General features: G+C 71.6%; 15 protein-coding genes, 1 pseudogene and 1 riboswitch. Of the genes and pseudogenes, 8 read left to right on the top strand and 8 right to left on the bottom strand.

Features of this window, described 5'->3' with window-relative positions:
- Window positions 1–29: 29 nt before the first annotated feature.
- Both OIE74_RS16345 and OIE74_RS16340 read right to left on the bottom strand, forming a co-directional pair.
- The gene (locus tag OIE74_RS16345) at window positions 30–638 is read right to left on the bottom strand and encodes a hypothetical protein (RefSeq protein WP_329383759.1); all 609 of its coding nucleotides are present in this window, start codon (window positions 636–638) and stop codon (window positions 30–32) included.
- Window positions 639–787: 149 nt separating this feature from the next.
- Window positions 788–1,447: a TetR/AcrR family transcriptional regulator gene (locus OIE74_RS16340; protein ID WP_329383756.1), complete on the bottom strand. Its 660-nt coding sequence runs from the start codon at window positions 1,445–1,447 to the stop codon at window positions 788–790.
- Between the two features lie 115 nt (window positions 1,448–1,562).
- Here OIE74_RS16340 and OIE74_RS16335 point away from each other — a divergent pair, with 115 nt between their 5' ends.
- A complete protein-coding gene (locus OIE74_RS16335) occupies window positions 1,563–2,495 on the top strand; it encodes a zinc-binding dehydrogenase (RefSeq protein WP_329383753.1) in 933 nt (310 codons plus the stop codon).
- A 69-nt stretch (window positions 2,496–2,564) separates the two neighbouring features.
- Here OIE74_RS16335 and OIE74_RS16330 read toward each other — a convergent pair whose 3' ends face one another.
- Window positions 2,565–4,289 carry a lysyl oxidase family protein gene (locus tag OIE74_RS16330; RefSeq protein ID WP_329383751.1) on the bottom strand — a complete coding sequence of 575 codons (1,725 nt, stop codon included), beginning with the start codon at window positions 4,287–4,289 and terminating at the stop codon, window positions 2,565–2,567.
- Between the two features lie 271 nt (window positions 4,290–4,560).
- Complete coding sequence (locus OIE74_RS16325; protein ID WP_329383748.1) at window positions 4,561–7,137, bottom strand: polysaccharide lyase family 8 super-sandwich domain-containing protein; 2,577 nt, start codon at window positions 7,135–7,137, stop codon at window positions 4,561–4,563.
- 145 nt (window positions 7,138–7,282) lie between these two features.
- On the opposite strand from OIE74_RS16325, the gene OIE74_RS16320 reads away from it, so the two are divergent.
- From OIE74_RS16320 to OIE74_RS16305, 4 genes and pseudogenes are all read left to right on the top strand, one after another.
- On the top strand, window positions 7,283–7,807 hold the full coding sequence (locus OIE74_RS16320) for a PadR family transcriptional regulator (RefSeq protein ID WP_329383745.1): 525 nt from the start codon (window positions 7,283–7,285) through the stop codon (window positions 7,805–7,807).
- Window positions 7,804–8,526 (top strand): annotated as a pseudogene (locus OIE74_RS16315) (ABC transporter ATP-binding protein); the annotation flags it as partial. The gene OIE74_RS16320 and the pseudogene OIE74_RS16315, both read left to right, overlap by 4 nt.
- Before the next feature lie 86 nt (window positions 8,527–8,612).
- Window positions 8,613–11,057 (top strand): ABC transporter permease, encoded by a 2,445-nt coding sequence (locus OIE74_RS16310; protein ID WP_329383742.1) that lies wholly within the window; start codon window positions 8,613–8,615, stop codon window positions 11,055–11,057.
- Between the two features lie 100 nt (window positions 11,058–11,157).
- A complete protein-coding gene (locus OIE74_RS16305) occupies window positions 11,158–11,799 on the top strand; it encodes a GNAT family N-acetyltransferase (protein ID WP_329383741.1) in 642 nt (213 codons plus the stop codon).
- A 54-nt stretch (window positions 11,800–11,853) separates the two neighbouring features.
- Here OIE74_RS16305 and metE read toward each other — a convergent pair whose 3' ends face one another.
- On the bottom strand, window positions 11,854–14,190 hold the full coding sequence (gene metE / locus OIE74_RS16300) for a 5-methyltetrahydropteroyltriglutamate--homocysteine S-methyltransferase (protein WP_329383739.1): 2,337 nt from the start codon (window positions 14,188–14,190) through the stop codon (window positions 11,854–11,856).
- A 230-nt stretch (window positions 14,191–14,420) separates the two neighbouring features.
- A riboswitch (cobalamin riboswitch) is annotated at window positions 14,421–14,650 on the bottom strand.
- 206 nt (window positions 14,651–14,856) lie between these two features.
- Between metE and OIE74_RS16295 the strand changes: the two genes are divergently transcribed.
- On the top strand, window positions 14,857–16,386 hold the full coding sequence (locus tag OIE74_RS16295; protein WP_329383737.1) for a glycoside hydrolase family 3 protein: 1,530 nt from the start codon (window positions 14,857–14,859) through the stop codon (window positions 16,384–16,386).
- Between the two features lie 104 nt (window positions 16,387–16,490).
- On the opposite strand, the gene OIE74_RS16290 is transcribed toward OIE74_RS16295, so the two are convergent.
- Together OIE74_RS16290 and OIE74_RS16285 are read right to left on the bottom strand one after the other, a co-directional pair.
- Window positions 16,491–16,901: a VOC family protein gene (locus OIE74_RS16290; RefSeq protein WP_329383734.1), complete on the bottom strand. Its 411-nt coding sequence runs from the start codon at window positions 16,899–16,901 to the stop codon at window positions 16,491–16,493.
- Window positions 16,902–17,135: 234 nt separating this feature from the next.
- The gene (locus tag OIE74_RS16285) at window positions 17,136–18,827 is read right to left on the bottom strand and encodes a bifunctional 3'-5' exonuclease/DNA polymerase (RefSeq protein ID WP_329383731.1); all 1,692 of its coding nucleotides are present in this window, start codon (window positions 18,825–18,827) and stop codon (window positions 17,136–17,138) included.
- 158 nt (window positions 18,828–18,985) lie between these two features.
- Between OIE74_RS16285 and OIE74_RS16280 the strand changes: the two genes are divergently transcribed.
- Window positions 18,986–19,900: an NADP-dependent oxidoreductase gene (locus OIE74_RS16280; protein ID WP_329383728.1), complete on the top strand. Its 915-nt coding sequence runs from the start codon at window positions 18,986–18,988 to the stop codon at window positions 19,898–19,900.
- Window positions 19,901–19,923: 23 nt separating this feature from the next.
- Here the strand turns inward: OIE74_RS16280 and OIE74_RS16275 are convergent, their stop codons facing one another.
- A complete protein-coding gene (locus OIE74_RS16275) occupies window positions 19,924–20,490 on the bottom strand; it encodes a sugar O-acetyltransferase (RefSeq protein ID WP_329383725.1) in 567 nt (188 codons plus the stop codon).
- Between the two features lie 221 nt (window positions 20,491–20,711).
- On the opposite strand from OIE74_RS16275, the gene OIE74_RS16270 reads away from it, so the two are divergent.
- Window positions 20,712–21,947, top strand: a complete 1,236-nt coding sequence (locus OIE74_RS16270) for a DUF2786 domain-containing protein (protein WP_329383721.1) — start codon at window positions 20,712–20,714, stop codon at window positions 21,945–21,947.
- Window positions 21,948–21,983 lie beyond the last annotated feature (36 nt).

Below are 21,983 nucleotides of genomic sequence, written 5' to 3'. Positions count from 1 at the left end.
ATCACCGAGCTTTTCCGGTCAACGCCCGATCAACACCCTGAACTTGCCCTGGATGCACCTGGATTGGTTCGGAAGAGGCGTGGATCGGGAGCGCCCGGGCCCGGCCGGGACAGTTCCGAAGCTCCCAGATCCGCCCGCATCCCGCGCCGCAACCCCCGCAGCCCTTCCCACAGCGCGTCGATCTCCCACTGGGCGGCGTCGAGCGAGTCGCCAGGGCGGGGGACGCCGTCGTTCAGGCGCCGGAGCTCGCCGTAGAGGGCGCCGAGCGCGTGGGTGACCTCGCCGGCCAGGGCCAGTACGGGGTCGCGCAGCCGCATCTGAGCCTCGGCGTACACGTCCCGGTGCAGGTCCCTGGCCTCGGTGAGGCGTTGCGCCACCGCGCGCGAATCCTCCCTGCGCATCAGGGCGTGCAACTGGTCGGTGAGAGCGGCCAGATACTGCCGGGAGGCGGTATTGAGGGCGACGCAACAGGTACGCCGCTCCTCGGCTTCCCTCGCCCGCGCCTGTACCCGCTCGGCCCGCTCCTGCTCACCGCGCCGGCCGCGCTCGGCCGCACGCTGGGTGAGCAGGGCCGACAGCAAGGTCCCGACCACCCCGACGACCGCCGCGATCGGCGCACCGGCACCACTGACGTCCATCGCCCTCACCCCCGCATCGCCGTACCCCTCAAGCGAACCGGAGCCGCACCCCGCTGGGAACCCCACGCCCGAGGGCCGCCCGATCTTCGCCCGGGTCCCGCCCGAGCGGCAGTGGTCGCGAGTGCTTGCGAGAACGGTGTCCGGTGGGATCACGCCTTCCGAGCCGGGCGGCGGGGTCTCGCGGGGAAAGTCGCCGCCGTCGCCAGGGCCGTGAACGCCTCGCGGGTGTGGGTGGACAGCGGGTCCGTGGGGGTGGCGGACCAGGTCGTCAGGGCGCAGTGGAACGCGGCCACCACCATGTCGACCGCCAGCCGGGGGCGCAGGTCATCCGGGGCGGCGATGTCGAGGCGGCGGTGCAGGGTTTCCATCGCGCTGCGGGTCGTGCGGTCGCAGAAGTGCAGGCCGTGCGCGTCCATCGAGGGGGTCAGTTCGGTCAGGTTGAGGCTGAGCAGTACGCGGTGGGCCCAGTCGTCCGTGGTCGTCCGGTCCAGTGCCGTGAGCAGGGTGTCCTGGACCAGGAGCAGCAGCGGGCGGTCGGCGGGGCCGAGGTCGGTCGTTTCGAGGACGTCGAGGAACGTGAGCCACAGGTCCTGCGTGGGAGCCATCGCCACGTCTTCCTTGCTGGTGAAGTAGCGGAAGAACGTGCGCTTGGAGACCTCTGCTGAGTCGCAGAGCTCGTCGAGTGTCACCTTGCCGAAGCCGCGCTCCGTGAACAGTTCCAGGGAGGTGTCCACCAGGAGCTGACGGGTGCGCCGCTTCTTGCGCTCGCGCAACGACAGGGGCGGGGGCGATGCGGGCGCGGTGCTCATGAGACCACCGTACCCGAGAGCGTACACCGAGGAGCTAATGCCGCTTGTGCGCGTACGCCACTCAGTGGCACATTGATGGGTGAGCCCTCCAGGAAACAGGAAAGGCGTTACTCCCATGCGCGCTCTGCTCGTCGACCGCTCCACGCCCGTCGGCCTCCGCCTCGGCGAGGCCCCCGACCCCGTACCCGCGCCGCACCAGGCCCTGGTCAGGGTGGCCGCGACCTCGCTCAATCACGGTGAGGTCCGATTCGTCCTGCGGGAAGCCGCTGATGGGGCCGTGCTCGGCTGGGACGCCGCCGGAGTCGTCGAACGCGCCGCCGCCGATGGCTCGGGTCCGCCCGTCGGTACGCCGGTGGTGACCCTCGGCCCCGACGGCGCCTGGGCCGAACTGCGCGCGGTTGACACCGACTTGATCGGTACGGTCCCGGCCGGCGCCGACCTCGGGGCCGTCAGCACCGTCCCCGTGGCGGGCGGCAGCGCCCTGCGCGCACTGGCGCGGATCGGGCCGATCCTCGGCAAGCGGATACTGGTCACCGCCGCGACGGGCGGCACCGGGCGGTACGCCGTACAGCTCGCCCGGCTCGGCGGCGCCCATGTCATCGCCTCCACCGGCGACCCCGATGCCCACGGGGAGAGCCTTCGGGCGCTCGGCGCGCACGAGGTGGTCGCCGGGCCGGCCGGGCTGGGCGCGCCCGTCGACGGTGTGGTCGATCTGGTCGGCGGCGACCAACTCGTGCATGCCTTCGAGCGGTTGAGGCCCGGCGGGACCCTGGTCTCGGTCGGTCATGTCGCGGTCGACCAGGGTGAGAACTTCCCGTACGGCGCGCTCTTCGGCAACGAGGGACGGCACGACCGCTCGCTCGTCACCTTCTTTCTGCTGGACTGCCCGGACCTCGGTCCTGACCTCGGTGTGCTCGCGGCCAAGGTCGCCGCCGGCGAACTGGACGCGAACGTCTCCTGGCGCGGCGGCTGGGACAAGGCGCCGGACGCGGTCGGGGCCCTTCTCGAACGCCGGCTCCACGGGAAAGCCGTCCTCGAACTGCTCTGAGCGGGGATACGGCACCGGCCCCCGGGACAGGTCCCGGGGGCCGGCGGGTCGATCAGGGTGCGGCGGGGGTCAGTTGGCGTCGACCAGGTCGTGGGCCGGGACCTTCACCGTGCGCGCGCCCGGCTTGCCGCCCAGGACGACCTTGCGCAGCGCGCTGTTGTTGTCGAGGTTCGTCTCCTTGAGACGGTTCTCGGGGTTGGCCAGCACCTGGATGTAGTAGGTGCCGTTCGGCAGGTTGGTGATGTCGAACGACTGGCCCGGCAGGTCCTGCGTGTACGTGTCGCCGGAGCCGACGTCCAGCACCTCGCGGACGGAGATCGAGTTCTCCTGGCCGCACGCGGTGGACAGATCGGTGTTGCCCGGGTGCCAGTTGGCGTTCTTCACCGTGTAGTCGACCGCGTCGGTGTTGGCCAGGCAGAACGCCTCCTTGCCGCTGCGCACCTGCTCCTTCTGGTCCGCCTTCAGCAGCCGGTAGCTGGCGAAGTCGGTGAAGTGCCAGTGCTCGTGGCCCGGCCGCGGGTCCCACTCCATGGTGCCGGTCGGGGTGTAGCCGACCTGCGTACCGTCCGCGTCGTAGAAGTACTGGTAGGCGTCCATCAGTTCCTTGCCGGGGCTGCGGAAGCCGTCCACGACGAGCTGAGCGGGGCCCGCGTTCCAGACGTTGGCGCTGAAGGCGAGGTAGTCCTTGCCCTTGACCTCCTGGCCGCCGTCGCTGATCTCGATGCCGTAGGCCGGCAGCGAACGCAGGTCGGGCTTCGGCACGTCCGGGACCGCCGCCTTGCCCGTCGGACGCTTGGCGTTGGGACTGGCGGCGGGCGCCTGGCGGGAGCCGTCCGTGCGGCCGGGGCCGTCACCGACGGGTGCCACCGCGGCCTTGAGCGAGGCCTTCTTCAGCGCCCACGGCAGGGCGGGCGGGGCCGGGATGAGCGGGCCGTGGCCCACGTTGTACGAGGGGCCGGCGCCGCTCGTCGGGGCCGCGGGGGCCTCGGGGCGCATCGAACCGTGCCCGGCCATGCCCTTCATGGCCGCCATGTCGTGGCCGCTGTGGCCGGACATCGCCTTGTTGGCGCGCAGCCCGGCTCCGTCCTCGTCCTCCCAACTGCGCTCGCGCACCGTCAGGTTGATCAGCTGCGGCTTGCTGGAGATGCCGAAGAGGTCGCGGTAGCGCTTGTTCACCGTCACCTTGGCGGTGTACTTGCCGGCGGCGAGCTTCACCGGCCCGGAGGAGTAGCCGGCGTACGTGTTGGACGCCCAGCCCTTCTCGACACCCCACACCGAACCGAGGGTGAACGCGTTCTCCGGGCAGCTCTCCGGGTACTTCGACTTCGCGGGTCCGTCGGGGTTGATCCGGCCCGCCGCGTTGTTCGGGCAGTACTTCTCGGAGCGGTTGACCACGACCTTGCGGTTCGTGTCGGTGATGCTGATCTGGGCGAAGTCCGGCAGACCCGAGAAGTCCTTCACCAGGTCGGCGGGAAGGGCCTTGGTGGTGGTCTCGGTGCCGTTGTGGATGATCTGCTCGGCGACGACCGGGTCCTTGTACGACTTGCGGGTCACCTTGAGTTCGAACGGCCCGCCCTCGGACGTGAGGTAGGTCCCGAGGTCGAGGTAGACGCCCGGGTCCTCCTTCCACGAGTCGAGCGTCAGCGAGTTGGTCGCGGCGATCAGGCTGAGCTTCGGCGTGGTCTGCGCCGAGTCGCCGTCGGGTGCCGCGGCCACGACGCCGGCGGTGACGGCGAGCGCCGCGCCGGCGGCCAACGCCGAACGCCGGAGCCGGGCTTGGTGCGTTCTGGTCATCGTTCCTCGTTCTCCGAGTTGCCGAGTGCTTTCCGAGTGCATTCCGGATGTCTGCGTGGACGGTGGACGGACAGTCGGCGCGACGTACGGACTCGGAATCGCGGAACTGTCTTCCCCGTATCTGAGAGGCCGGGGGAGGGGCTGTGGGTTGTCTGTGAACCGCGGAGACATGGATCGTTGGCCGAAAGACGCTTCTGGATGCCGCATCCGGCCATCTATGTGCCGTTTTCATCCAGCGCGCGTTCCGGCCGGACCCGGTCGAGGCCGCGCCCTAGCGCAGTCGTGCCGTCAGGCTGTGGCCGTGCACCTGGTGGGTGTTGACGTCGATACGGGTGCCGCCGAGCACCTTGCGGACGCTGACCCCGTCGTCGGACGACACGGCACGCAGCCAACGGCCGTGCAGGGTCAGGGAAACCGTGCTCCGTTCCGTCGTCGGGTCCGCGACCGCGAGCGAGACCGTGCCGTCGCGCTCCGTCCGCAGCAGCACCGACGCGGGGCCCTCGATCGCGAGCCGGCCCGCGTGGTGGATGCCCGGCGTGAAGGTGTTGGCGGCGAGGAGGGACAGGCCGCGGTGCTCGACGGCCTGCACGCGCGTGCTGTTGGCCACCACGGACAGCGGCCCGCGCCCGTACGCCTTCAACTGCCCCTCCGTGGCGTTCGGTACGAGCGCGTGGGCCATCGACAGCCGCCGGGCGCCCGCCGGTTGGTCGACGCGGAGCGAGAACACCCGCTTGGTGACCGGGGTGTCGGGGTTGGACGTACGCACGACGCGCCGACTCCTCGTGACGGTGTCCAGGGCGACGGTTGGCAGGCTGTCACGGTCCCCGTCCAGGAAGACGTACCCGACCGACACCCCCTGCCCGGCGTCCGCGTACCTCAGCCAGGACACCGGGCCCGGAGCCGTACCGCTCCCCGGCCACGCCGCGCCGTTCCGGAGCCGCCCGCTGACCGTGACGGTGTCCGGCGCTGCGGCGATCCTGCTGTCCAGCGTCGTCGTCACCGCGCGTCCCGCCGGGTCACCGACCCCCGCCGCCAGGACGACGATCTCCTCGTCGAACATGAACCACGACTTGGTGGCGACCGCGTTCCGGTAGGTGACGAAGTCGTCGGGCAGCTCGCCGGCCTGCTTCGCCGCGTACGCGACATCGTCGCCGAGCACGAGTCCGACCGCGCCGTACGTGCCCAGACGGGCCCCGCCGGACAGGGTGTTGGTGCCGCGCGGGAAGTAGACGTACGTGTTCTGCGACTCGGAGGACGAGGTGAAGCCGCGCTCCGGGTTGTCGTACCAGGCCGTGCCGTACAGCCCGGGGACCGTCCCGCGCGTCTCCACCGGCGCGGTGACGCCCGCCAGTTGGTACGGCGACACCGTCGTGTAGTAGTCGACGCCGAAGGCGAGCGTCTGGTCCTGGCCGGCGAGATACAGGTAGTGCGCGCCGTCACCCTGGAACCACGGCATCAGGTTCTCGCCGCTCATGTACTCGTACTTGCTGATCCGGGCCGAGCTGCGGGCGAGCGCGAAGGCGTAACCGGGCCGCCGGTGCACGGTCTTGTCCATCGCGTTGAACGCGGTGTGGCTTTCGGCGTCCCCGAGGTCCCGCGCCGGCACGGACGTGTCGGCGAGGATGTCGGCGTAGCGCGCGACGCTGACCGGTGAGACGAAGACGGCCGGGTCGAGCGCGGCCTTCGACGTCTGCCGTACGAACTTCACATACCCCGCGAGCGTGCCGGCGTCGGTGCCCGTCGCGTGTCCGGAGAGATCGACCACGGCTTCGACGACGACCGCGACGTCCGTGTAGCCCGTCGCCGTCCGCGACACCCCGCGGCCCTTGACGACCTCCATCATCCAGCCCTCGAAGACGAGCGGCGCGAAACCGTCGGCCACCCAGCCCCGCACGACGGCCACCAGATCGGCGGTGTCGATGTAGTCGGTGCCTTCGAGGATCTTGACGGTCCCCACGGCGCGGGTGAGCAGGACCTTGCCGTACGAACCGGTGTACGCGACCGAGTCGTGCTGGATGAAGGAACCGTCGGCGTAGAAGCCGTCGGTGACCCCGTGTTGGGGCCTGTATGGATCGACTGTGGCGTACACGGTCAGCTGGTCGGCGACGGCCTTGGCGACGCGCGCGTCGTCGCCGGTGACGGCGCCCTGGAGGATCCGGTTGGTGGTGATGTCGGCGAGATTGGCGCCGGTGTGGAAGCGCGAGTCGAGGTCGACGTCGCCGTCCTTGCCGTTGCGCAGATAGGCGTCCATCGAGGCGAGATAGGTGGCGGCCAACTCGGGCCGGTAGGCGGCGAGTTCGTCCTTCAGCAGGACGAGGGTCTTGCTGACGCTTGCCGAGATGCCGATCTCCCAGTTGAACCAGTTGCCGTAGTAGCCCTTCGATTGGTCCCCGTAGTACGTCTCGTGAAGCCGCGTCAGTCCGTCGATGACGCGCCGCTGGACGCTCACGTCGTCGCGGAGGTCCGAGGCGGCGGGGCCGGGGGTGCGGGTGGCGAGGGCGATCTCGTACAGGTACTGGTACGAGGTGTTGAGGTTCGCGTCGCTCGTGCCGAGGGGAAGGCCCTTGAAGAGTTCCCCGGCGCCCGCGCCGTCGAGCGCGGTGAGGCGGGTGCGGGCCGTCGACGCGATGGCGGCGAGCTTGGCGGCGACCTCGGGGCGGGCGTTGGACTCGGCGGTGCCGGCGAAGATCGCGAGGGCGTTGGCGAGGACCGCGGCGTGGTTGGCGACCGGGTCCGCCGAGTCGGCCGGGTCAGCCTGGCCAGCTGCCTGAGCACGCAGTGGCGCGGCCATGGCGAGCAGGGCTGACGCGGGCAACATCGTCAACAGGGTGCGGCGCGAGAGCTGCAAGGGAGTGCTCCAAACTCGGCAAACTCGGCCAGAAAGCGCTTGCCGCATCCAAACAACCGGGGTTACGCCTGTCAATGAACAGGGCGGGAGTCCGTGACGACCTCGCTATACACGCCATGTATACGTTGTGTGTAGAGTGTCCGCCATGTCAATCGGACACACGCTCCTCGGGCTCCTCGAATCCGGCCCCCAGCACGGCTACAACCTCAAACGCGCCTTCGACGAATCCTTCGGCCACGACCGCCCCCTGCACTACGGGCAGGTCTACTCGACCATGTCCCGGCTGCTGAAGAACGGGCTGGTCGAGGTCGACGGCATAGAGACCGGCGGAGGCCCCGAGCGCAAGCGGTACGCGATCACCGAAGCCGGCATCACCGATGTCGAACGCTGGCTCGCGCAGCCGGAGAAGCCGGAGCCGTATCTCCAGTCCACCCTCTATACGAAGGTCGTCATCTCGCTGCTCACCGGGCGCGGCGCGGCTGAACTGCTCGACACGCAGCGGGCCGAGCATCTGCGGCTGATGCGCGTCCTGACCGAGCGCAAGCGGCAGGGCGATCTCTCGGACCAGCTGATCTGCGACCACGCGCTGTTCCATCTGGAGGCCGACCTGCGCTGGCTGGAACTGACTGCCGCCCGTCTGGACAAGCTCGCCGAGGAAGTACGCCGATGAGTGCCACGCCCCCCACACCCCCCACGCCCTCCTCCACCACCCCCGCGGCGCCCGAGGGCTCGCTGCTCGCCGCGTACGACCTGCGTAAGTCGTACGGCGCCACCCCCGCCCTCGACGGCGCCTCCTTCTCGATCCACCCCGGCGAGATCGTCGCCGTCATGGGCCCCTCGGGATCCGGCAAGTCCACGCTGCTGCACTGCCTCGCCGGCATCGTGCCCGCCGACTCCGGGACCATCAGCTACCAGGGCCGCGACCTCACCGGACTGTCCGACAGGGCGCGCAGCGCGCTGCGCCGCACGGACTTCGGCTTCGTCTTCCAGTTCGGCCAGCTCGTGCCCGAGCTGACCTGCCTGGAGAACGTGGCGCTGCCGCTGCGCCTCAGCGGCACCCGCCGTAAGGAGGCCGAGCGGATCGCGCTGGAGTGGATGGAGCGCCTGGAGGTCACCGACGTGAAAGCCCAGCGCCCCGGTGAGGTCTCCGGCGGTCAGGGGCAGCGCATCGCCGTCGCCCGTTCGCTGGTCACCTCGCCCCGCCTGCTGTTCGCCGACGAGCCGACCGGCGCGCTCGACTCGCTCAACGGCGAGCGCGTGATGGAACTGCTGACCGACGTGGCGCGGTCGGCGGGCACGGCCGTCGTCCTGGTGACGCACGAGGTGCGGGTCGCCGCGTACTCCGACCGCGAGGTCGTCGTACGGGACGGCCGGACGCGCGACATGGACGCCTACGTCAGCGGCGCCGGCTACAGCGGCGGCAGCGGCGCGGGCGGCCGGAACGGCAGCCACGACGGCGGCGTGGGGCACGCGGCATGACGGTCCTCGACCGGCAGGCGCCGCCGCTCTCGCCGCCGCCGTCCCCGGCGACCGCCACTGCCCCCACCGGTCTCCGCGCCTGGGCGCGGGACCTCGCGCTCGGCGCGCGTTTCGCCGTCTCGGGGGGGCGCGAGGGCTGGGCCCGTACGGCGCTGACCGCGCTCGGTGTGGGCCTCGGCGTCGCGCTGCTCCTCGCCGCCACCGCCGTACCGCGGATCCTCGACGCCCGTGACGCCCGGAGCCTGGCCCTGGGTATCCCGTCCGCCTCCTCGCAGTCCGCCGCCGATGGCGGCACGGACACCTTCATCTGGGCCGACGCGACCACCGAGTTCCGCGGCGACCCGGTGAGCGGCCGGCTGCTGCGCCCGGAGGGCGCCGACGCGCCCCCACCGCCCGGTGTCACGAAGATCCCGGGCGCCGGCGAGATGGTCGTCTCGCCCGCGCTGCGCGATCTGCTCGCGTCGTCCGAAGGCGAGCTGCTGGCACAGCGGCTGGACGACCGGATCGTCGGCACGATCGGGGATCCGGGTCTGGTCGACCCCGGCGATCTGCGCTACTACGCGGGCAGTTCGACGCTGAACGTCGAGGCAGCCGGCATCCGGTCGTCCGGCTACGGCCGCGAGGCGTCCGGCACACCGTTCAATCCGCTGCTCGTGGTGCTGGTCATCCTTATGTGTGTCGTGCTGCTGGTGCCGGTGGGCGTCTTCATCGCGACCGCCGTCCGCTTCGGGGGCGAGCGCAGGGACCGCAGGCTGGCGGCGCTGCGGCTGGTGGGCGCCGACGCCAGGACGGTACGGCGGATCGCGGCGGGGGAGGCCCTGTTCGGGACGGTGGCCGGGCTGGCCGTCGGTGCCGCGCTCTTTCTGATAGCCCGTCAACTGGTGGGCCACATAAGGCTCTGGGGGTTCAGCGCCTTCCCGTCCGACGTGGTCCCGGAGCCCGGACTGGCCCTGCTCATCGTGCTCGCTGTGCCGCTCGCCGCCGTCCTGGTCACCCAGACCGCGCTGAGTTCGGTGGCGATCGAGCCGCTCGGCGTCGTACGCGACACCCGTCCGCGCCGGCGCAGGCTCTGGTGGCGGCTGCTGCTGCCCCTCATCGGCATCGGCATCCTCGCGACGACCGCGCGTGTGGACGAGGCGACGCGGTACGTCGGTCAGTTCCCGATCGCGGCCGGTGCCGCGTGCGTGCTGATCGGACTCGCCGGACTGCTGCCCTGGCTCGTCGAAGCGGTCGTCTCGCGGCTGCGCGGCGGACCGGTGCCCTGGCAACTGGCCACCCGAAGGCTCCAGTTGAGCAGCGGCACGGCGGCGCGGGCGGTGAGCGGCATCACCGTCGCGGTGGCGGGTGCGATAGCGCTCCAGATGATGTTCGGCGTCATGCAGAAGGACTTCCTCCAGCTCACGGGGCAGGACACGGACCGGGCGGACTTCTACGTCTCCGCCGAGTACGGCGACTCCGCGCTCGCCGAGCGGATGATCCAGGACTTCCGCGACACCAAGGGGGTCTCGAAGGTGATCGGCACCGTCGAGACCTATGTGGTCGCCACCGGTGCCCCCACGGAGCAGGGCTGGCAGCCGACCACGAGTCTCACGGTGGGCACCTGCGCGACGCTGAGGGACATCGCCGAACTGCCCTCCTGCCGGGACGGGGACACCTTCGTCGCGCACCTCGACTCCCGGGCGGCGAAGCAGGTCGGCGCGGCTGGGGTGAAGGCGCAGAACTCCCGTACGGACGAGGCCGCCGTCCCCGGCAGAAAGATCGATCTGACCGGCGACTACGGGGAGGGCAAGGGCGAGCCCGTGCTGTGGACGCTGCCCGGGTCGGCCCGGACGGTGACCGCCTTCCCCGACCCGATGGGCGACGTGCACGACGGCATCCTCGTCACACCGGGCGCTCTCGGCTCCGCCGGGCTGCCCGGGGCCACGGCCATGGTCTCGATCAAGGTCGACCAGCAGGTGCCGGACGCGGCCGAGTACGTACGCGGAACGGCGGCGGACATCGACCCCACGCTGCGGGTCCGCGCGCTGAAGAACCTGGAACGGGACAAGCAGTACGCGAGCGTGCAGAGCGGTCTCCAGGTGGGCGGCACCCTCACGATGATGCTGATCGCCGCGAGCATGCTGGTCTCGCAGATCGAGCAACTGCGCGAGCGCAGGCGGCTGTTGTCCATCCTGGTGGCCTTCGGTACGCGGCGTGCGACGCTGGCCTGGTCGGTGCTGTGGCAGACGGCGCTGCCGGTGGTACTGGGCACGGCCCTCGCGATCGCCGGCGGGCTCGTCCTCGGCACGTTCATGCTCGGCATCATCGGGAAATCGGCGGGTGACTGGTGGGTCTTCGCCCCGTACGCGGCGGCCGGCGCGTCGGTGATCCTCCTGGTGACGCTGGCGAGCCTGCCACCACTGTGGCGGATGATGCGGCCGGAGGGGCTGCGTACGGAGTGACGGAGCGGGGGGCGGGCCGGGTCGCGCGGTGGCGTCGGCCGGATCACTCCGGCGCCTAATTCGGTCGACGCGCCGGTGGCCGGTTCGGCAGGCTCCCGTCATGGAACCTCATGTCTGGCCCCTGTACGGCCTGCGGATCACCACCCCGCGCCTCGAACTCCGGCTCCCGGATCTGGACGCGCTGTCCGGCCTGGCGGCGGTCGCCGCCGCCGGGGTGCACGACGAGGACCGGATGCCGTTCAGCGTGCCGTGGACGGACGGGAGCCCCGAGGAACGGGGCCGGGCGGTCTTCCAGCATGTGCTCGGCACCGTCGCGGGCTGGACGCCGGGCGCCTGGACGCTGAGTCTGGCCGTCCGGCGCGAGGGAGAGATGGTCGGACGCCAGGACGTGGGCGCCGACGACTTCGCGGTGACCCGCGAGGCGGTCACCGGCTCCTGGCTGGGCCTGAAGTACCAGGGGCGTGGCATCGGCACCGAGATGCGGGCGGCGGTGCTGCATCTGGCGTTCGAGGGGCTGGGGGCGCGGTACGTGACGTCGGGGGCGATGGTCGACAACGCGCGGTCGCTGCGGGTCTCGGAGAAGCTCGGCTACCGCCCGGACGGGCTGACGGTGGAGTCGGTGCGGGGCGAGGCGCGCCTCCAGCGGCGGCTGCGGCTGGACCGTGCGGGGTGGGAGGCGCACCGTAGCGTCCCGGTCGAACTGCACGGTCTGGAGCCGTCGTTGGCGCTCTTCGGGCTGTAACGGGTGGGTGTGGCCGGGGACGCACGCCCCCGGCCACACCCACCCGTACGTGGATCAGTCCGCCGTCGGCAGGCCCGCCCGGATCTCGCGGGCCGCCGCGACCAGGTGCTCCAGGGACGTACGGACCTCCGGCCAGCCTCGCGTCTTGAGACCGCAGTCCGGGTTCACCCACAGCCGTTCGGCCGGGATCGCCTCAAGTCCCTTGCGCAGCAGGCTCGTTGCCTCGGCCGTGCTCGGGACGCGCGGTGAGTGGATGTCGTACACGCCGGGTCCCGCCTCGCGCGGGTAGCCCTCGGCGGCGAGTTCACCGGCGACCCGCATATGGGAGCGTGCCGCCTCCAGGCTGATGACGTCGGCGTCGAGGTCGTCGATGGCCTCGACGATGTCCCCGAACTCCGCGTAGCACATATGGGTGTGGATCTGGGTGTCCGGACGTACGCCGGAGGTGGCGAGACGGAACGACCCGACCGCCCACCCCAGATACGCGGCCCGCCCGTCCGTACGCAGCGGCAGAGTCTCCCGCAGCGCCGGCTCGTCGACCTGGATGACCGAAGTGCCCGCCGCCTCAAGGTCGTTGACCTCGTCGCGCAGTGCCAGTGCGACCTGCCGCGCGGTGTCGCCGAGCGGCTGGTCGTCCCGGACGAAGGACCAGGCGAGCATGGTGACGGGCCCGGTGAGCATGCCCTTCACCGGGCGGGCGGTGAGCGACTGCGCGTACGACGTCCAGCGCACCGTCATCGGCTCCGGCCGTGAGATGTCACCGGCGAGGACCGGCGGGCGTACGTAACGGGTGCCGTACGACTGGACCCAGCCCTGCCGCGTGGCGACGTAACCGGTCAGCTGCTCGGCGAAGTACTGCACCATGTCGTTGCGTTCGGGCTCACCGTGCACCAGGACGTCGAGCCCCGTCTTCTCCTGGAAGGCGAGGACGTCGCGGATCTCTTCCCTGATCCGCTCCTCGTATCCGGCGGTGCCGATCCGCCCGGCGCGCAGGTCGGCCCGTGCGGTGCGCAGTTCACCGGTCTGCGGGAACGAGCCGATGGTGGTCGTCGGCAGCGGCGGCAGACCCAGGTGCGCCCGCTGGGCCGCGGTCCGTACCTCGTACGGCTGCGAACGGCGGGCGTCCGCGCCGGTGACGGCCGCCGCGCGGGCGCGCACCGCCGGGTCGCGGGTGAGCGCCGAGTCCGCGCGGGAGGCCAGCGCGGCGCGGTTCGCGGCGAGTTCGGCGGTGATCGCTCCCGTGCCGTCGGTCAGGGCGCGGGCCAGGGTCGCGGCCTCGGTGCTCTTCTGGCGGGCGAACGCCAGCCAGCGCGCGACCTCCGGGTCGATGTCGTGCTCGGCGGTCGCGTCGAGCGGGACGTGCAGCAGGGAGCAGGACGGGGCGACGTCGACGCGGTCGGCGAGGCCGAGGAGCGTGCCGAGCGTGGCGAGGGACTTCTCGAAATCGTTGATCCAGATGTTGCGTCCGTCGACCACGCCGGCGACCAGCCGCTTGCCGGGCAGCCCGTCGACGGCCGCGAGACCTTCGAGGTTGGCCGCGGCCGGGCCGGTGAAGTCGAGCGCGAGCCCTTCGACGGGCGACTTGGCGAGCACCGGCAGCGCTTCGCCGAGCCGGTCGAAGTAGGAGGCGACGAGCAGCTTCGGCCGGTCGGTGAGGCCGCCCAGGTCGTGGTACGCGCGGGCGGCGGCGGCCAGTTCGGCCGGGGTGCGGTCCTGTACGAGCGCGGGCTCGTCCAGCTGTACCCACTCGGCGCCGGCCGCGCGCAGGTCGGCCAGGACCTTCGCGTACACGGGAAGGAGCCGGTCGAGCAGCGTCAGCGGCTCGAAGTCGCCGGGCACGCCGGGGGCGGGCCTGGCGAGCAGGAGATAGGTCACGGGGCCCACCAGGACCGGCCGGGGGGTGTGGCCGAGCGCGAGGGCTTCGGTCAGTTCGGCGACCTGCTTGGTGGAGTCGGCGGAGAAGGCGGTGCCGGGGGCGAGTTCGGGGACGAGGTAGTGGTAGTTGGTGTCGAACCACTTGGTCATCTCCAGCGGCGCCACGTCCTGTGTGCCACGCGCCATCGCGAAGTACCCGTCCAGCGGGTCGGAGCCGACCGGCCCGGTGGCGAGCGCCGCGCGGTACCGCTCGGGGATCGCGCCGACCATCACGCTGGTGTCCAGGACATGGTCGTAGTACGAGAAGTCGCCGGTCGGAACCTCGTGGACACCGTCGGCGGTGAGCTGCTCCCAGTTGGCCCGGCGCAGCCCGGCGGCCGTGTCGCGCAGGGCGTCGGCGCCGACGGCGCCCCGCCAGTAGCCCTCGACGGCCTTCTTCAGTTCGCGGTGCGCGCCCTGGCGCGGGTAGCCGTACACGGTGGCGCGTGCTGCCGCGGCTGCGGACTTGTCTGTCACGGAACTCTCCTTCGCGAGTTGTCCTGCGATCCCGGGACGGATCGAGGACACGAAGGGGTACGGGATCGGAGGGGCCTTCGCGCAGACGCGTCTGTACGCCTCTGTTCGCGTCCGCGCGGTGTGTGCGTATGTGCACGTCTGTGAAGGTGCGTGCACGCGTCACCACGACTGCCCGACCGATATGTACGCCGACCCGCCCACGAGGTCACCGGGATGTCCGTACGCGATCGGTCGCGTACGGGCAGCGGGCAGGTCTTCGGACTCGCGGGCACAGCCGCCGGGTGCGGACACCCGGTGGACATCTACTGGCCGTCGCTTCCCAGGCCCGGCACGGGCCCAGTGCTGATGACGGCGGTCGTTCCCACTCACCGCTGCGGGGCAGTCCCGGATTCCCACCGGGTTCCCTCTTACGACGCTCCCGCCCTGCGGACGGGAACGAACCAGCTGCAAGCCCCAGCCTAGCTGCTGTCCATCTGCTCCCTCGAAGCCTCACCAAATATTCATGAACGGGCCAATCCACCAGCTTCCGGGTCGAGTTCGTACAACGCGACAGACCGACACCTCCTTGACACACCTATTGGTCTAAGCCAACATCCGATTGGCCTGTACCAAGTTCTATGGGCGGTTCGCTGAGCCGGCCGAGCGATGCGCCTTCGGAGGACCCGCATGGAGTCGAGCAGCCGACCCAGCAGCCGTCACCAGCAACTGACGCGTCTCGCGGAGACCGTGCTCCAGCCCGGGTTCGTGGGGACGACCCTGCCCGACTGGGTCCGCCGCAGAATCGCGGGCGGCCTCACCTCCGTCGTCCTGTTCGGCCGGAACATCGTCGATCCCGAACAGGTGGCGCGCCTCACCGCCGAGCTACGCGCGGAGAACCGTGACCTGATCATCGCCATCGACGAGGAGGCCGGCGACGTCACCAGGCTCGAAGCCTGGACCGGCGCCTCCCGGCCGGGCAATCTCGCGCTCGGCGCCGTGGACGATGTGGAGCTGACCGAGTCCGTCGCCCGCGACATCGGGCGCGAACTCCACGCCGCCGGGATCTCCCTCAACTACGCGCCCAGCGCCGACGTCAACTCCAACCCCCTCAACCCGGTCATCGGCGCCCGCTCCTTCGGCGCCCGTACGGACGTCGTCTCCCGGCACACCGCCGCCTGGGTCCGCGGGCTCCAGTCGGCCGGCGTCGCCGCCTGCGCCAAGCACTTCCCGGGCCACGGCGACACCGCCGTCGACTCCCACCACGGGCTGCCGCAGGTCTCGGGGAGTGCCGAGGAGATCGCCGCCACCGCGCTGCCGCCGTTCGTCGCCGCGATGGAGGCGGGAGTACGGGTGGTGATGACCGCGCATCTGCTCGCGCCCGCGTACGACGCCGAGCTGCCGGCCACCATGAGCCCCCGCATCCTGGTCGACCTGCTCCGCGGTGAGCTGGGCTTCGACGGCCTTGTGGTGACGGACGGCATCGAGATGAGCGCGGTCACCGCCCGCTACGGCATCGGCGGGGCCACCGTACGGGCGGTCACGGGCGGGGCCGACGCGGTGTGCGTCGGCGGCGAGCACGCCGGTGAGGCCACCTTCGACGAGCTCACCGACGACCTCGTCCAGGCCGTGCTCGACGGCACGCTCCCGGAGGCACGGATCACCGAAGCGGCGGCGCGGGTCGCCGAGTTCGCCGCGTGGTCGGGCAGCCGTACGCGGGCCGTGGCCACCGACGGCGCCGCGTCCGACATCGGCCTCGTCGCCGCGCGGCGGGCGCTGCGTGTGTCGACCGAGGAGGGCCGGGGCTCGGTGCTGCCGCTCGTCGGCGCGCCGCACGTGGTGGAGCTGTCACCGACGATGAACCTGGCCGTCGACGGGCAGACCCCCTGGGGCGTGGCGGCTCCGCTGAGCGATCTGCTGCCCGGCACCACATCGGTACGGCTGACGGAGGACGACCTGCTGGCGGCCGGTGACCTGCTGGACCGCAAGGTGCTCGACCCGGCGGCGGAGCGTTCGCTGGTCGTCGTGGTGCGTGACGCGGCGCGGCACGGCTGGATGTCGGCGGCGATGACGCGGCTCCTGGGGAGCCGGCCGGACGCGGTGGTCGTGGAGATGGGCGTACCGAACGGCGCGGCGCCCGGCGCGGTTCATCTGGTCACGCACGGGGCGACCCGGGTCTCCGGGGTGGCGGCGGCGGAATTCCTGGCGGGCCGCGGCTGATTCCGGGGCTGATTCCGGGGCGGGGACGGCCGGTTCCGGGCGGCGCCGGGGGCTTTGCCGGCCCCCGACGCCCTTGCTTCGACGGCTAGTTGACGCTCAGCTGACTATTGGTCCGCGTCCGTGACGGCGTCTACGACGTTGTCGTACGGCTGCGTGATCACTTCCAGGTAGTGCCCCGCCGGATCGAGGAAATACACGCCCCGCCCGCCGTGGTAGTGGTTGATCTCGCCGGGAAGCTTCCCGTGCGGATCGCCGAAGAAGTCGACTCCCGCGTCCTTGATCCGCCCGAAGATCCCGTCGAAATCCTCTTCGGGAACGAGGAACGCGTAATGCTGCGGAGTGATCGACTCCTGACCGACAGTCGCGAAGTCCAGAGTGACGCCGTTACCGGTGTCGACCGGAACGAAGGGGCCCCATTCGGTGCCGATCTCCAGATCCAGGATGTGCGCCAGAAATTCGGCGGAAGCCCGGTTGTCACGGGCGTGAACGATCGTGTGATTCAACTCGACTGACACGGTGGAATGCCTCCAGAGGCATCTCACGGGAACCTCCACGCCTCACCCGGCCGGTGACCGACGCGCGATGCCCACGGCCGAGCGTAATTCCCCCGGCCGTGCTGCGAAAGCCCCGCCCGGCGCCTGCCGCATGCTCACCACGGCTACGGCTACGGCTACGGCTACGGCTACGGCCACGGCCACGGCGGGCGCCGCCCCCGCCCGACCCGCTCCCCGTCCGTGGACGGACCACGCTCACTTGGCGTCCGAGTAGCGCTCCACCGTCGCCGTCGTGAAAGGAAACCGCACCGGCGTCTCCCCGAACGCGATACGGCCCGCCAGTTCGCCGGCCTCGCGGATCGCCAGCGCCACGGCCGCCGCCTCCTCGCGCGGGCAGTGCACGATCACCTCGTCGTGCTGGAAGAAGACCAGCTCCGCCCGCATGCCGGCGGTCGCGCTCCGCAGCGCGGCCAGCATCAGCAGCGCCCAGTCGGCCGCGCTGCCCTGCACCACGAAGTTGCGTGTGAAGCGCCCCCGCGCGCGGGCGTTCGTCGACGCGTACCCCGGTGTGAACTCGCCGTCGCCGGACGCCACTTCGTCGGACTCCTGCGGGATCCCCGCCTCGCCGCCGTCCTCCGAACCGGCCGCCGGCGGACTCGTCCGGCCCAGCCAGGTCCGTACGAGCCTGCCTTCCTCGCCCGCTCGCGCCGCCTCGTCGACATACTCGACGGCCCGGGGGAACCGTCTTCGCAGAGCCGCCAGATTCTTCAGGCCGTCGCCCGACGTCTGGCCGTAGATCGCGCCCAGCAGCGCGAGCTTGGCCTGTGCGCGGTCGCCGGAGAACGCCCGGTCCGACAGCACCTTGTACAGATCGTCGTCGTGTCCGGCGACCTCCATCAGCCCCCGGTCGCGGGAGATCGCCGCCAGCACCCGTGGCTCCATCTGGTCGGCGTCCGCCACCACCAGCCGCCACCCCTCGTCGGCGACGACCGCCGCCCGTATGACCCGCGGGATCTGCAAGGCGCCACCGCCGTTGGTCGTCCAGCGGCCGGAGACCGTACCGCCCGGCAGATACTCCGGCCGGAAACGGCCGTCCCGCACCCAGTCCTGGAGCCAGCTCCAGCCGTGCGCCGTCCAGATGCGGTACAGCTTCTTGTACTCGATCAGCGGAGCCACCGCCGGATGGTCGATCTCCTCCAGCTCCCACCGCCGCGTCGACCTCACCTTGAACCCGGCCCGTGTGAACGCCTTCACCACGTCGGCCGGCAGATCGGGCCGTACGCGCCGCCCGAACGCCTCCGAGACCTGATCGGCCAGCTCGGCCAGCCGCCGGGGCTCGCCCCCGCCCGCGTACCGCTCACCCAGCAGCTCGTCCAGCAGCGCGCGGTGCACGTCCGCCCGCCACGGCAGCCCCGCGACGTGCATCTCGGCGGCCACCAGCATCCCCGCCGACTCCGATGCCGTCAGCAGCCGCATCCGGTCCGGATGCTCCGCCGCCTCGTGCCTGCGCTGCTGCTCCGCGTACACCTCCAGCAGCCCGTCGAACGGCACGTCCGCCCCCGCCTGCGGCTCGAAGAGCGACGACTGCGAACCCGGTTCGGCCGCCCGCTGCGGCGGATCTGGCGGTACGGGCCCCTGCCGCAGCCTGGCCCACGCGGCGGCAGCCGACCGGGGCTCCCCGAGCCGCCCCTCGTGGCCGAGCAGCAGCAGCTCCGCCGCCTCGATGTCGTAACACCGCTCGACCCGGACCCCGGCGGCCAGCAGCCGGGGCACCAGCTCCGCGCTGGAGCGCCACACCCAACGCGTCACCTCGGGCAGCCGCGCCCGGACCGCCTCGACGAGATCGGGCTCGCGCAGCACGGGACCGGCGGGGCGCGCGTCCGCGCCCAGCGGCGCGAGCCATGCGCCGCCGCCCTCCGCCGGGGCCAGAACCCACCGTCCGATCATGCCTCCGAGTCTCCCAGCCGGGTCTGACAACGGGCCGGTGCGCGACCAGGCGCGTAACTGACCCGGCCGGAACATTCGAGAGGCGGACGGGGCTCCGGACAGAGACCATCGAAAGAGCTCATACGGCATGAATTTCCTGAAGACTCGCGGAGGCTGACATGCAGGCGATCGTTTTCAACGAGTTCGGCGGTCCTGAGGTGCTTCAGCTCACGGACATCGAGCAGCCGGAGCCGGGGCCCGGCCAGATCCGCGCGTCCGTACGGGCCGCGGGGGTCAACCCGGCCGATGTGAAGATCCGCAAGGGCTGGATGGCGGAGGTCATGCCGACGACGTTCCCCGCGGTCCCCGGCAGCGAGTTCTCGGGAGTCGTGCACGCCGTGGGCGACGGCGTCATCGGACTCTCCGTAGGAGACGAGGTCCTCGGCTGGGCCGTGGGCGGTGCCTACGCGCAGTACACGCTGGCCGGCGTTGTCGTGCCCAAGCCGGCCGGCCTGAGCTGGGACGTGGCGGCAGCCATCCCCGTCGCGGGCGAGACCGCCCGGCGGGTGCTCGACGACCTCGCCGTCAAGGAGGGCGAGACCCTTCTCGTGCACGGGGCGGCCGGATCGGTCGGATCCATGGCCGTCCAGCTCGCCGTGGCACGTGGCGCGACGGTCATCGGCACCGCCTCACCGGCGAACCACGACTACCTCCGGCTGCTCGGCGCCATCCCGGTGACGTACGGGGACGGCCTCGTCGAGCGCGTCCGCACCGCCGCGCCCCAGGGTGTGGACGCCGTCTTCGACGCGGCGGGCAAGGGCGCGCTGCCGGACTCGATCACCCTGCGCGGCGGCACGACCGACCGGATCATCACGATCGCCGACCCGACGGCCGCCGAGCACGGAGTGCCGTTCTCGGCGGGCGGCTCGACCCCCGAGGACAGTCGCGCGGGTCTCGCCGAGCAGGCCCGCGCGGCGGCGGAGGGCACGCTGCGCGTCCTGGTGGCACGGACGTACCCCCTTGCGGACGCGGCCCAGGCGCAGTCGGCGAGCGAGTCGGGCCACACGCGCGGCAAGCTGATCATCAAGCCGTGAGCTGACGGGCCCCCGGGAAGGGCCTAGTCCAGCTCGCGAATCACCCGCGCCGGACTGCCGACCGCCAGGACCCCGGCCGGCAGATCCTTCGTGACCACGGATCCCGCGCCGACCACCGTGTTCTCGCCGATCGTCACGCGGGGGCAGACGATCACGCCACCGCCGAGCCAGACGTTGTCGCCGATGGTCACGGGCGACGCCCGCTCCCAGCCCGCCCGGCGGCGCTCGGTGTCCAGTTCGTGGGTCGGCGTGAGCAGTTGGACGTTCGGGCCGATCTGGACGTCGGAGCCGACGGTGATCGGCGCGGGATCGAGGAAGACCGCGCCGAAGTTGATGAACGTACGGGCGCCGATGCTGATGTATGTGCCGAAGTCGCAGTTGAACGGGGGCCGGATCCGTACGCCCTCACCCACCGACCCCAGCAGCTCGCCCAGTATCCGCTCGCGCCCCTCCGCGTCGGGCAGCCCGCGCCCGTCGGTCCCGTTGTACGCGGAGCACAGGTCAGCCCGCCGCCGGGACTCCGCCTCCAGCTCCTCGTCGTCCGGCAGATACCAGTCGCCCGCCAGCATCAGTTTCTTGTTCCCGCCCATGCGCGTCCGTGTCCTCTCGTCGCGAGTTCCACCACCGTAGGGCGATCCGCCGGATCGTGTACCGGAACCTACTCACCTGTGGACAGACGCGCGATCGTGCAGGTAGTGCAGTAGTTCGATATGCACAGCCTGTGGATAAGTCGCCTTCTGGGACCATGGAGGGCGGCCCGCCGCTACGACGGCGCGGGCCGGTCGATCAAGGGACAGGGAGAGACGGCTCCATGCCAGGTACGCCAGGCGAGACAGGCGCGGTCGACCGTGCGTTCGCCGCCGCGCTCTACGCCGACCCGGAGGCGGACGGCGGCCGGGGCCTGGACACCGGCGCCTCCCTGCTCGCCGCCGATCCGGCGGCCGACGCCGAGCTGCGCCGCCGGGGCGAGCAGTTCCTGCGCCGGGCCTGGGAGCGCGGCTGGCAGCCCGCCGACGTCGTACGGCTCGTGCGCCGCGACCTCGACGAGACGCACGTGCGTCTCGTCGCCGAGCTGATCGCCACGGAGACGGTCCGCTACGAACGGGTGGCCCCGCGCTGGCACGCCCAGCTCACGGAGATCGCCGCCGACCTGGAGGCCGACCGCAAGGCCGTGCCCGCGCCCCGGTCCGCCGACCGCTTCTCGCACGCGACCACCGCACTGGAGCTGTACCGCCTGCTTCTCGGGCTCCCGGCGATCGAGGCCGTGGGGCCGGTCCCGGGCGCGCCCGTCCACCTCCCGGCGGCCGACGGCGAACCGCGCATGCTCACCCGGATCCGTGCCCTGCTCGCCAAGGCCGAGGGAACCGACTTCCCCGAGGAGGCCGAGGCCCTGAGCGCCAAGGCCCAGGAGCTGATGGCCCGGCACAGCATCGACGAGGCCCTGCTCGCCGACCGCGCGCACCGCGCCGACGTGCCGGCCGCCTGCCGGATCGGCGTCGACGCGCCGTACGAGACGGCGAAGGCGATCCTGCTCGACGCCGTGGCGTCCGCCAACCACTGCCGTTCGGTGTGGAACAGCGCTTTCGGCTTCTCGACCGTGGTCGGTTTTGAGCCGGATTTGGAAGTGGTCGAGCTGCTGCACACGTCGCTGCTTGTGCAGGGGACCGCGGCGATGACCCGTGCGGAGGTCGCCCAGCGCGCGTCGGGCCGCAGACGGACGAAGACCTTCCGGCAGTCCTTCCTCATGGCGTACGCCCACCGGATCGGCGAACGGCTCGCGTCCGCCGCCGAGCAGGCCACGACCGCCGCCGCGCACGCCGAGATCGCCGGCACGGACGCCGGTGACCCCGCGCGAGCGGCCGATGGAGAAGGAGGGCGGCTGCTGCCCGTTCTCGCGGCACGGGAGGTGGCGGTCGAAGACCGCACGGAGCGGATGTTCCCGGAAACCGTACGGACGAGAGTGCGCGGGGTGAGTGACGGCGAAGGGTGGGCGCACGGTACGGCGGCTGCGGACCGGGCCCGCGTGACCGGCTCCCGGCGGACGTGACCTCCTCATGAAGAGGGCGCCGGGTTCAGCTGACCC

Origin of the sequence: Streptomyces sp. NBC_01716 (genome assembly GCF_036248275.1) — a bacterium.
Taxonomy (GTDB): domain Bacteria; phylum Actinomycetota; class Actinomycetes; order Streptomycetales; family Streptomycetaceae; genus Streptomyces.
The sequence above is the reverse complement of the archived record's forward strand: the minus strand, read 5'-3'. Positions and strand labels throughout refer to the sequence as shown.